The organism is Terriglobales bacterium (genome assembly GCA_035651655.1).
GTDB lineage: Bacteria > Acidobacteriota > Terriglobia > Terriglobales > Acidobacteriaceae > DASRFG01.
Window position 1 is genome coordinate 72,443 of sequence record DASRFG010000029.1, and the last position, 12,305, is coordinate 84,747.

General features: G+C 55.6%; 7 protein-coding genes. 3 read left to right on the forward strand and 4 right to left on the reverse strand.

What is annotated here, in order from left to right; all coding sequences use genetic code 11:
* Window positions 1–195: 195 nt before the first annotated feature.
* The 3 genes from VFA76_14615 to VFA76_14625 all read left to right on the forward strand — a co-directional run bounded on the left by VFA76_14615 (window position 196) and on the right by VFA76_14625 (window position 5,120).
* Window positions 196–1,212 (forward strand): hypothetical protein, encoded by a 1,017-nt coding sequence (locus VFA76_14615; protein HZR33075.1) that lies wholly within the window; start codon window positions 196–198, stop codon window positions 1,210–1,212.
* 386 nt (window positions 1,213–1,598) lie between these two features.
* Complete coding sequence (locus VFA76_14620) at window positions 1,599–3,338, forward strand: S8 family peptidase (GenBank protein ID HZR33076.1); 1,740 nt, start codon at window positions 1,599–1,601, stop codon at window positions 3,336–3,338.
* Between the two features lie 36 nt (window positions 3,339–3,374).
* Window positions 3,375–5,120, forward strand: coding sequence for a S8 family peptidase (locus VFA76_14625; GenBank protein ID HZR33077.1), 1,746 nt, complete (start codon window positions 3,375–3,377; stop codon window positions 5,118–5,120).
* Window positions 5,121–5,180: 60 nt separating this feature from the next.
* Here VFA76_14625 and VFA76_14630 read toward each other — a convergent pair whose 3' ends face one another.
* The 4 genes from VFA76_14630 to VFA76_14645 all read right to left on the reverse strand — a co-directional run bounded on the left by VFA76_14630 (window position 5,181) and on the right by VFA76_14645 (window position 12,134).
* A complete protein-coding gene (locus tag VFA76_14630) occupies window positions 5,181–6,482 on the reverse strand; it encodes a Gfo/Idh/MocA family oxidoreductase (GenBank protein ID HZR33078.1) in 1,302 nt (433 codons plus the stop codon).
* Window positions 6,483–6,553: 71 nt separating this feature from the next.
* On the reverse strand, window positions 6,554–9,406 hold the full coding sequence (locus VFA76_14635) for a response regulator (protein ID HZR33079.1): 2,853 nt from the start codon (window positions 9,404–9,406) through the stop codon (window positions 6,554–6,556).
* A 3-nt stretch (window positions 9,407–9,409) separates the two neighbouring features.
* Window positions 9,410–10,222: a response regulator gene (locus VFA76_14640; protein HZR33080.1), complete on the reverse strand. Its 813-nt coding sequence runs from the start codon at window positions 10,220–10,222 to the stop codon at window positions 9,410–9,412.
* Window positions 10,197–12,134 carry a PAS domain S-box protein gene (locus VFA76_14645; GenBank protein HZR33081.1) on the reverse strand — a complete coding sequence of 646 codons (1,938 nt, stop codon included), beginning with the start codon at window positions 12,132–12,134 and terminating at the stop codon, window positions 10,197–10,199. The genes VFA76_14640 and VFA76_14645 overlap by 26 nt, the downstream gene beginning before the upstream one ends.
* Between the last annotated feature and the right edge of the window lie 171 nt (window positions 12,135–12,305).

The following is a 12,305-nucleotide window of genomic DNA, read 5'->3' on the forward strand; positions in this document are numbered from 1 at the left end:
AAGCCAGCTGGGCCGGGGACCAATGTTTCACTTTTCATTGCCGCTCGTTCCATAGCAACGTTCAGGCGCAGGGCCGGCAAGCCCAGTGGCGTCCTTTCGCCCTAAACTCACTTGACATATGTCGGCGGAGTGAGACAATGTCGCGCCAGTAACTCGGCCCTTGGATCCATTCCTCAATTTTCCGGGAGGCCTCCCATGTTCAAGAGTTTCCGAGCCAGCCTGATCGCTTGTGTGCTGCTGAGTGTGGCGCTAGTTGTGGCGCAGCAGAGCAAGCCCCTGAGCAACGACGATGTTGTGAGCATGACCAAGAACCACCTGCCTGAGAGCGTCATTATTAACGCAATCCAGGCCAACGAGACGCAATTCGATACCTCTGCGAACGGGCTCATCGCCCTGCAGAAAGCGGGCGTGAGTCAAAGTGTGATGGACGCGATGCTGGCGGCGCAAAAGAACAAGCGTAACACTGCGGCATCGGCCGCAACGGCATCCGCGCCGGCCTCCAGCGGGCCGGCCGCGTCAGGACAGCCGGCGGTTAACTTACTGCAGGAAAATTCGAAACTGCCACTCGCGCTGGAGAAAACCCAAGTCGCCCAAACCAAAGCAAAAGCTAATTCACTCGGGGCACTGGCCACTGACGCCGCTCTCACCCAAGCGCTGCAGGTTGGTGTGCAGCAGGCGGCATGGTCCGCAGCCGCGCATAGTGGCTCTTACGCCGGAGCTTCCGCAGTTAACGCAGCAGGCGGAGTGATGGGCGGAATAATGGGCCATCGCAAGCCGAGCTTCACTTATGTCTGGGCGATACCCACTCCCAAGTCGGCAACTACCGTCGCCTCAAATACGCCGGCATTCGAGGTCAACTACGCCGGCATCCCTGGTATCAATCCTGACGAATTCGAGCCCAGCATTGTGAAGCTGGTCCCCACCTCTAACAACTGGCGCCTGGTGGGAGCCACGGAAGCCAAGCAGGACATCGCCCAAGGTACAGACTGGCAGCTTTATTCGTCTTTCGTCGAACAGCGCATGCCCACACAGAATAAGAAGACCGCACCTGGGCAGGCCCAGATTTCTCCTTCTTCCGCCCTGGCCCCTGGCGAATACGGAATCGTTTTGCGCCCGGTGAATAAGTCGAAAAAGTTCGCAGGGTCGGATATTGCGCAGAATCAGGGCGAGGGCGTTCTGTTCAATTCCGTGTGGTCCTTCGCCGTAAAGTAGCCGACACGAATCATCGCAGGGTTGAAGGTGCTTCCAGAAATGTTAGGGGTGGTGACAATCAAGATGTAGCACCGCTAAGCGAGCTCTGCAGGCGTACGTGACTGCGGTTCTCCGCAATTAATCCTGCCAGGGACCAAGCCCCTAGGGGTGTTGGCGAAGAGTCCTTCCGCCCGAAGCACTAAGCCTTACGTCTACGCTACTGCTGTTTTCCCCTTCCTCCGAACTTGCGCCAAAGTGGCCGTAGGCAAAGCGGATGGGACACTTTGTCCCATTCAACCCTGAAGCCCCTAGCTCATGTGTGCAGAATCAACCGTTTGCAGAACCCCAGTCGGTAGTTGGCGTGCTGTAGTCAAGGGGACTGTATCCACTGCGAGGGTGAGCAAGTTATGTCAGGCAACTACCCAATCCGACGCCGGAATGAGAAAGAGCGATGCGGCGCCGCTCGGGCTCTTAATCAGCTGGTTCTGATCACGCTGATTCTAATCACAAGTCTGGCATTCGCACGGTCGCCGAAGCTATCGAAGGACCTCCATAAAGTTTCCGGCAATTCCTTTGTTGATGTAATTGTGCAGTTCAAGAAGAGGCCCACCAGCACTCACTTTAATAAAGTGAAAGCAAAGGGCGGCGCGCTGAAGCACGATTTTCGCAGAACCGTCAAAGGTGGCCTATTCAGAATACCTGCCAGTGCTCTCGACGACTTGGCCAACGACCCGGACGTGGCTTACGTTTCTCTTGACCGCCACTTGAAGGGCAAGGTAACCGAAACCGATTTCTACGAGGAAGCGGTAAACGCAGCGTACGCCGCCAACCTGGGATTGGATGGCAGTGGAATCGGTGTGGCAGTGATTGACAGCGGCATCAGCCCAAGTTCCGATTTCAATGGTGCCGGGATTCAATCGCGCGTTGTTTACAGTGAAAATTTCGTCAATCTGGACCCTACCGATCAGTACGGCCATGGCACGCACGTGGCCGGAATTATCGCGGGCAACGGCAACAATTCAAGGGGTGCCGGCTTCACCATGACGTTCACAGGTATCGCACCCAATGCGACTTTGATTAGCCTTAAGGTCCTCGATCAGCACGGTGGCGGTACAGACAGCGGTCTCATCGCAGCCATCCAGAAAGCGATCGAGCTCAAATCAACCTACAACATCCGCGTTATCAATCTGTCGGTTGGACGAGCGGTTTATGAGAACTACACGGTTGATCCTCTGTGCCAGGCGGTGGAAGCAGCCTGGAACGCGGGCATCGTCGTGGTAGTAGCGGCCGGCAACGATGGCCGCAACAATGCAGCGGGCACAAATGGCTACGGAACCATCAACGCGCCTGGTAACGATCCTTATGTGATCACCGTAGGTGCGATGAAATCAATGAACAGTGCGACCAGAGCCGATGACCTGATCGCCAGCTTCAGCTCGAAGGGCCCGACCCTCGTTGACCATATTGCCAAACCGGACATCGTGGCTCCTGGTAACAAAATCATTTCCGTCTTGGCGAGCACTGGGGTGACGCTGTTCACGTCATTCCCCTTGAACGCCCTTCCGACCAACTACTACAGCGCGAGCGGGACAGTGCTTCCCTCCACCCACTACTTCATGCTCAGTGGAACCAGCATGGCGACACCGGTTGTAAGCGGTGCTGCTGCGCTGCTCTTGCAGCAAGAGCCAAGTCTTACGCCAGACCAGGTAAAAGCACGCCTGATGAAGACTTCGTATAAGGTCTTCCCCAGCTCCAGTTCAAGCACCGATGCGGTCACCGGCATCACGTATACCAGCTATTACGACATGTTCACGGTGGGCGCCGGATATTTGGACATACAGGCGGCACTGGAAAGCACAGACGACGCTCCCGCAACTACGGGATCTGCGAAGTCGCCCTCCATTGGCTACGACGCGACTACCGGAATTGCGTATGTAATTTCCGATCCAACTACGATCTGGAGTAATTCAGCGACATTCGATGCGTCAACCGTTTGGGGAAACTCCGTACTGTCGGGAACCGCGATTAACGGACAGTCGGTACTTTCGGGTAATAGCGTTCTGTGGGGAGATAGCGTGCTCTGGGGTGACAGTGTCCTTTGGGGTGATAGCGTCCTCTGGGGTGACAGTGTTCTTCTCGGCGACTAGTTAGCTTCAGAGAATCGAACAGGAGAAGTTGCTGCTGTGAAGAAAGTATTGATCATTTTCGCGCTGCTGCTGAGTTCGATTGTGGCCCTGGCGGGAACGCCAAAGCTTGCGCCCGAACTCCAAGGACGTACCGGGCTTCCCGCAAGCGTCATCGTGCAATTCCGTACTGCACCCACCCAACTCCATTTAAATTTGCTTCGTGGCAAGCATGCGGTGGGGATCCAGTCCTTTTCAATCATTCACGCTGTCCGGGCGGTAATTCCGGCGGTGGCACTCCCCGGTTTGGCCAGAAACCCGGAAGTAACATATATCTCCGAAGATCGAAAGCTGACCCGGGCCTCAACAACTACTGATTTTTACGATAACGCGCTCAATGCTCCCTATGCCTGGCAGTTGGGCTATGACGGAAGCGGCGTGGGCGTAGCTGTGATCGACAGCGGCATCAATGAAGGGACTTCGACCAGCACGAATAACGATTTAACCGTCGCTGGATCCGCAAAGAACTATCGAATTGTTTACAGCCAGAGTTTTCTTCCCCCCATATCTCCCAGCAAGTCGTCCTCTCCCATTGACCAGTACGGCCACGGGACCCACGTCGCGGGCATGATCGCGGGTAACGGAGCGTCTTCGCTCTGCCCGACATGTTTCATCACGTTCACAGGAATTGCTCCCAACGCCAACATCATCAACCTTCGCGTACTCGATGCGTATGGCAATGGCAATGACAGCTACGTCATATCGGCATTGCAGACGGCCATCAGTTTGAAATCGAAGTACAACATCCGGGTAATTAATCTTTCACTGGGCCGACCTGTTTACGAGAGTTATCAGCAGGACCCGCTATGCCAGGCAGTGGAACAAGCCTGGAAAGCGGGTATCGTTGTAGTGGTTGCTGCCGGGAATAACGGTCGCGATAACTCCGCTGCCACTAACGGATACGCGACCATCGCTGCACCGGCGAATGATCCTTACGTAATTACCGTGGGCGCGATGAAGCCCATGGGTACAGGCACCCGCAGTGACGACCTGATTGCGAGCTACAGCTCAAAAGGACCGACACTCTTCGATCACATCGTGAAGCCAGATGTGGTGGCCCCAGGCAATAGGATAATCAGCGCCGTTGCCGGGAACGGATACATCTACACAACGTATCCGATGAATCAGATCGCAACCAAGTACTACAATTCAAAAGGTACGAACTCCGTCTCAAGCGCCTATTACCAAATGAGCGGCACGAGCATGGCAGCAGCCGCTGTGAGCGGCGCAGTGGCCGTCCTCCTCAAAGCGCAACCCAACTTAACGCCGGACCAAGTAAAGGCCCGGCTGATGAAAACGGCCTATAAGACCTTCTCACAGTTCAGCTCAGCTACGGATCCGAACACAGGCGCTACCTACAACAGCCAATACGACGCGTTCACCATCGGTGCCGGTTACGTTGACTTGCAGGCAGCACTTTCCAGTACCGAGGTTGCGAATCTTCCGGCTAAGTCACCGATCGCCCATTACGACGCGACTTCGCAAAGTGTTTATTTCTTGCCCGATAGCTCAGCCGTATGGGGCACCTCAGCGATTTGGGGCACCTCGGCAGTATGGGGAACCGGTGTCTTCGTTGGCTCGCAGTCGTCGGGATGGGGGAGCCCTTCGGTTTGGGGCACCTCGGCGGTTTGGGGTACGGGAACCGACAGCGGATTCAGCGCCGTGTGGGGCACCAGCGCCGTATGGGGCACGAGCAACAAAGACACCAGCGAAGGAGCGGCGCTGCTGGTAACCGGCGAGAACTAAAGAAATCTTTTCAGAGACGCAGCGATATTCCGGCACACGAAACAGCCGCTGCTCCCGCTGTTAGCTCAGCCGGGTCAGATCAATCCCGGGGTCATACACCTCGGTGGATTTGATTATTTCTTCCCACGTGACCTCCCGGCCGGAGTAGGCGGCCTTGCGCGCCATCATGCAGGAAATGGCCGATTCCGCGCCTTTGGCTGTCTGATTATGAAAGTTGCCGCTGGTAATACTTGCAACGAACGCCTTCTTCTTCTCCGGATCGGCGAACTGCAAGTTGTCGTTGAACGCGCCGGTGGCTGAAAAATTCTTTGGGTCGCTGTCCCTTACTCCCGACCCTGGAGCCTGCCAGGGTTCGTCTCCCCAGATTCCGAGTTGGCCGGCGTATGGAGACTGCGAGGTGCCTTTGGTGCCGAAGAAGCGTTCGGTGACGTCCCACCAGCCTTTGCAAAACTGTGTGGAACTGAAAGTCACGTCAACGTTCTCGGGATAGTGGAAGAGAACATGGTAGTTGCCATAGACGTCGCCATCAGTCGGGCGCCCCCCGCGTCCGCCGGTGGCAGTAGCCTTGAGGGGGTGCGACTTGAGCACCCAATTACAGATATCAATGACGTGGATGTTTTGCTCCACAATGATGTCGCCAGAAAGAGCACGGTCATACATCCAATTGCGGATGCGAAGCTCGGTTGGGGAGGCCTTCGGCCAGGCAGGGCGATCGGCGTAGCCCGCAAAGTAATAGGCTTCGGCGCAGACAATCTTTCCCAGTGCCCCGCCGTGAATACGGCGAACCATTTCAACAAAAGGCGGGCAATCGCGAATTTGGAAACCCACATCCATGCTCAGTTTGCCTTGGGCACGCTTAGCAATGTCGACTACCTTCAGAGCGCCGGGCACGTCCACGCCAACTGGTTTCTCCAGATAGACGTGTTTGCCGCCCGCTACTGCAGCTTCGAAGTGCACGGGATGGTAGTAGGGTGGGGTGGCGATCACCACCGCGTCCACTTCCTTGGAGTGGTTGATGCGCCGGTACGCGTCAGGACCCACAAAGAGCTGCGATGGATCAATCGCGGAGTAGCCCTTCGCCTTTTGGAGCTGGTCGAAGTGCGCGCGGGCGACATCGAGCTGGTCCTGAAACAAATCGGCCAAGGCGACCACGCGGGCGCCCCCGGTCTCGACAACGTGGGTTGCGTCCTCGGTGCCGCGGCCGCCGCAACCAAGCAGGCCAACGCGAACCGCGGAGTTTGCGCTTGTGCCGAATACTGTTTCCGGCTTCACCAGCATGAGGCCTACTGTGGCAGCGGTACCTCCGATAAATCTCCGGCGATCGAGCTGTGGCGAAACAGGCTTTTTTGAATGGCCTGGCATTGTGTTCTCCTGGGAGTTGAATCGTAGGTTTGCTGGACGGGAACGTCAATACCGGAATTTCTGGCCGCGATTTACGCGTGAGCGGCAGATTGTTTCGCGGTTTGTTTCGCCAAGAGGCGCCTGAGGCTTTCATCCAGCACACTTAGCGCGAAGGGCTTTTGCAGCACTACGATGTCTTCGCGCTCGGGGAGTTCCTGGTTGCTGTAGCCGGACATATATACCACCATCAGAGCCGGACGGAGTTGCAAGAGCCGTTTTGCCAGTTCAATTCCGCCCATTTCCGGCATGATCACATCCGTCACCAACACGGCAATGGGATCTTGGTGATTCTCCGCGATGCGAAGCGCCTCCGGGCCGCCTGAAGCGGGCAAGACGGTATAGCCCTTCAACCCCAAGTACTCGGTGGCTGCAGCCCGCAAGCCGGCTTCGTCCTCCACCAGCAGAATCGTCTCGCCGCGTGCCTGCACTTTGCTGACGACGGCCCCCGCTGAATCCTTGCTCAGGGCGGCAGCAATACGTGGCAGATACACCTCAAACGTCGTACCCGCGCCCAGCGTGCTTTCCACCAGGATGCAACCCCCGCTCTGCTGCACGATTCCGTACACCGTCGCCAAGCCCAGACCGGTGCCTTTACCCGGTTCTTTGGTAGTGAAGAACGGCTCAAAGATGTGCGATTTAGTCTCCTGATCCATGCCGGTGCCGTTATCAGTAACACTAATCATCGCGTACTTGCCTGGCGTTAAAGGCGGGTGTGCCGCCGCGTAAGGTGAGTCCGCATCTATGTTTGCAGTCTTGATCCGCAATCGCCCTCCCTTAGGCATGGCGTCGCGCGCATTGACTGCCAGATTCATGATGATCTGATCAAGGTAGGTAAGGTCCGCCTTGACCGTGCTCCGCTCACTTGCCGGCTCAATGCTCATCTGAATGTCTTCGCCCAGGAGGCGCGGCAACATCTTGGCCAAGTCCTGAACTACAACGTTCAAGTCGAGAACCGTAGTGGCCGGCTGACGGCGCCGGCTAAATGCCAGAAGTTGCTTGGTGACAGCCGCCGCCCGTTCAGCAGCACCCAGAATCTGCTTGATATGTTTTTGTGCGGAGTCGGTCAAGGAGTTTTGGTCCAGCATGAGCTGCCCGTAACTGGAGATGATCATCAACAGATTATTGAAATCATGCGCCACCCCCCCAGCGAGGCGGCCCACTGCCTCCATTTTCTGGGCTTGCCGGAATTGCTCCTCCAGCAAGCGGCGCTCGCTGATGTCGCGAATCGCGGCCGCTTGCAGAACTCCTTCATCGGTTTCCACGGCGCTGGTGCTGATATCAACCGGGAACTCAGTACCGTCTTTGCGGCGGGCGTAAAGATCTAATCCGTTGATCACTGATCCTGAATTAGAAGCTTTGGGACTGCGACATATGGGATTGTTGGCTCGGAAGCGCTCCGGCACCAAGATCTCCGACTCTTGTCCCACCAGTTCCTCGGGAGTGTAACCAAATACTTTTGCAACCTGGTTATTTACCACCGCTATTTTGCCGTTGCCACCAACAATCACCATGGCGTCAGGGGTGGAGTCCAGCAAAATCCGGACCTTGGCTTCCATCCGCTTGCGCGCGGTAACATCCTGGACGCTGCCTTCATAATGCAGAACTGATCCACTGGCGTCCGGGACTGCGCGCACTGATTTTGAGACCCATATTTTGCTTCCATCCTTTCTATAAGCCTCGTATTCAAACCCCGCCACTTCGCCAATGGCGGTGAGTCGCATGATCATGGCTTCGCGTACATCGCGGCGGACGTACTGCTGCTGTGCCGTGGTTGTGGCCATAAGCTCCTGGGGCGATGCAAATCCAAATATTTTTGCAAGCGCAGGATTGGCGGCCGTGTACACGCCACCGGGCAAGGCTTGAAACATGCCTTCTACCGCATTTTCGAAAATGGTGCGGTATTTTTCTTCGGCCACCATCAAGTCATGCTGGCGACCGAGATTTTCGTAAGCAACGGCAAACTGGCCGGAAACGGTGTTTGCCAGGTCTTCTTCTTCGGCATCGAATTGCTCAATTCCCAGCTTGTTGGCGGCGGCAAAGACGCCGTATAACTTCGACCCTGTCCCGCTGAGACGCGTGACTAACAACGATCGAATTGGTCCCGCGTCCGCTAAAGCCTGGAGCTTTCGAACAGCGCTTGAAGTGTGATCACAACAAACAGAGTTCTTATTTTCACCAACAAGTTCGAACAGCATGGATGCCACTTCCTGAGTGGTAATGCGAGGTTTGAACTCGGGAAGGAAACCGCTGGTGGCAAAGCAAGGGGTTCGGTCTTCCGCAGAAAGCGTCACCACCACCGCACACTTTGCGCCCAGAACATAGCGTGCTCCCTTGCAAAAGGTCTCTGCCAAGCGCGAGGGGTCAGTTTGGGAGCTCAGGTCTTTGCCTAGTTCGATCAGTGCAGACAAGCGGCCTCTGACAGCTTTCAATTCAGTAAACCTGGCTGCCAAACGGCCTGAAATACGTTGAAGGCTAGCCCCGCTGGAAACTTCCTCATTCGATGAAACTGCGGTGACCGATTGTTTGAGCACCTCTTCCACGACCCCGTTCAGTTCCTGGGGATCGGCAGGTTTCGCGATTACGCGAAGAGCTCCGCAACTGCGTGCCAATGCCGCTGCCTCTGAGTGATGGTAAGTGGCACTGTAGAAAATTACCCGCGTATGCGCGAGTGCTGGGGATTGCCTCAACCGGCGCACAAACTCATAGCCATCCATGGTGGGCATCAGGATGTCGCTAATCACCAAATCAGGGTTCAAGTGGGCGATTTTCGAGAGGGCCTCGGCGCCATCGGCGGCTTCGGTTACGGTGTGGCCGAAATGGCCCAGAACGGTGCGCAGGTAATCGCGGCTGGCAGGATCGTCTTCGACGACAAAAATGTTAGCCATGGCTTAGCTATTGGTCTTGGCAATGCGGTTGATTTCTCCCAGCAGCTGTTCCGGCTCAATGGGACGAAGAATGAAGAGGCTGGCGCCCGCAGCTATGGCATTGTTCCTGGCTCTAGCATCAGTATCGGTAGAGGAAATAAGGATGCAAGGTACCGATGCCAGCTTGGAGTCGGCGCGTAGCAGTTTGGGCAAATCGTAGCCGCTGTAGTGGGCCAGGTGAACGTCGGAAATAATGAGGTCCGGTTTTCGCGCTCTGGCAGTGGTTAGGGCTTCATTGGGGCGGGTGGCCGTGAGTACCCGGTAGCCAAAAGGCTCGAGCAGGGTACGCATAAAATTCAGATTAACCTCCGAGTCGTCCACAACTAATACTGTCGCCAAAAATTGAGAGTTTTCCTGTGGCTCATCCTTGAGGATTTCGTGAGGCAACTGTAATTTCGTCGCGTGACGCTCGGCGGGGAGGAACTCCTGCGTCTGTTGCAGGAAAATGCTTGGGTCAATAGGTTTGGATATGTATCCGTCGAAGCCCGCAGCCAGCAGCCGGTCGCGATCACCCACCATGGCATACGCAGTTACGGCAATGATCGGGATTTTTTGCAATGAAGCGTCGAGTTTGAATTGCTTTGCAACCTCGCGGCCGTCCATCTTGGGCAATTGCACATCGCAAATCACCAGGTCGGGCTTTTCACGGCGGCTGAGATCCAGGCCGCTTTCACCGTCGGTGGCGCTAAGCAGCGTGTGGCCGCAGGCGCGGAGAAGGTAGGTCATTAAGTCCAAATTCGTCGGATTGTCTTCAATTACCAGAATTCGCGCGGGCATAAGATTTTTTCGCAGTCTGACCTTGTTTTATCGACAACCGAAATGTGCTGCCCCTTCCAGGTTCACTTTCCACGGAGATACTTCCTCCCAGCAACTCCGCCAATTTTCGGCTGAGGTGCAGTCCCAAACCTGTACCCTCTCGACGCAAGCCGCTATCCGAGACCTGGCTGAAAGCTCGAAAAAGCTTTTCTTTGTCCCCTGGGCGAATTCCGATCCCGGTATCACTCACCGCGAATTCGATAGTATTTTCGGGATCCAGTGCGTGCTCCTGAAGCATCAGGGACACGGTCCCTTTTTCTGTGAACTTGATGGCATTATTTGCAAGATTGAGCAATATTTGCTTCAGAGCCCGCCCGTCACTGCGAAAGATCAGTTCTTTTTGCGGCACGACGGTGGTCAGGAGCAGGCCTTTTTGTTCAGCAAGGGGGCGTAAGGTTGTCACGACTTCATCGATCACCTCCCGGCCATTCACTGGCTCAAGTGTGATCTCCACTTTGCCGGAGTCAATCTTGGCCAGGTCGAGCAGGTCATTGATGAGTGACAAGAGATGCCGACTACTGGTTTGAACTGTCTTGAGCTGCCGTTCTTGCTCTTGAGTGAGCGGCCCTGCCAGCTTCATGAGCAATGTTCCGGTGAACCCAATGATGGCGTTCAACGGGGTTCGCAGCTCGTGTGACATGCTGGCCAGGAAAATGTCCTTGGCGCGATTGGCCTTTTCCAATTCAAGATTTTGGTCCTTCAGAGTTTGCGAAATAAGCTTGCGGTCGCTGATGTCACGGATGGCAGCGGTAACGTAGCCGCCTTCTTCGGTCTCCAAAGGGCTTAGGCTGATCTCGACCGGGAATTCGGTTCCGTCCTTTCGCAATGCGTAAAGTTCCAGGTCACGTCCCATGGGGCGAGCTTTGGGGGCAGAGAAAAAACTATCCCGATGGCCACCGTGCCTCGCGTGATAACGACTGGGGATCAAGAACTCCACCCGCTTGCCCAAAACTTCACTACGGGAGTAGCCAAATAAGGCTTCGGCCTGGGAATTGATGAGGACAATCTCTCCTGTCTTGTCCACGATTACCATCGCGTCCGGCGCGGATTCGAGCAGGCCATGAAATTTCTTCTCCGCTCGTTTTCGATTCGTGATGTCCCGGATGGCGGCGGTAAACAGGAGCCCTTCTGGTGTTTTTAATGGGCTGAGGCTTATCTCCACCGGGAACTCGTGACCATCGCTATGCACGGCAAATAATTCCAGAGCGGCGCCCATGGGACGCGCGCGCGGATCGGAGGAAAAGCTTTGCCTATGTACCAAATGCTGCCCGTGAAAACGGGCAGGAATCAGGCGCTCCACCGGGCCTCCCAGGAGCTGTTCCCGGCTATACCCAAAGAGGTTCTCAGTTTGGGTGTTAACCAGCACGATCTCTCCGCGCTTATTTACGATCACCATCCCGTCGGGTGCTGATTCGAGAAGATCGCGGAAGAGCTGCTGCATCCCTTTCAGTTCGTCATTTAAGATCTCGGCAGAAATGTCTTTGGAGATCAGCAGGAAGCCAATTGCATTTCCCGATAGATCACGCCGAGGCGTGAGCACAGCCCGAGCTTTAAATCGCTGGCCGTTCTTGCGCACGCGGTCCAGCGTCCCTTGCCATTTGCCCTCGCGAAGCGCCTCCTGAAGAATGGCTGTTGGTTTACCTGCTTGAATGTCTTCGGGTGCATGCAGTATGGCGGAATTGGCACGGCCGACGACCTCTTCGGGGTGGTAGCCATAGAGCCGCTGAGCGCCTGCATTCCAGAGCAGGATATTACCGTCCAGGTCGCTGCAAATAATGGAGAACTCGGTAGAAAACTGCAGCATGTTTTCGATGAGGTCGAAGGCCTGTTCGGCGGTGGATACCATCTTTCGGTCAAAGAAGTGTGGTTTCATGGCAAATTCAAGACGCTTTCCGGAACTGGGGACAACAATCAGATTCTCTGTGGAAACATCGGCGAAAGACATATCGCGAATGGGCATCTGCACAGGAAAACACTAGGGGAAGCGGTATCAAAATGGGATTGATGAGCTCTAAGCGCCGAAATCAGGAAGATATTAGAATTC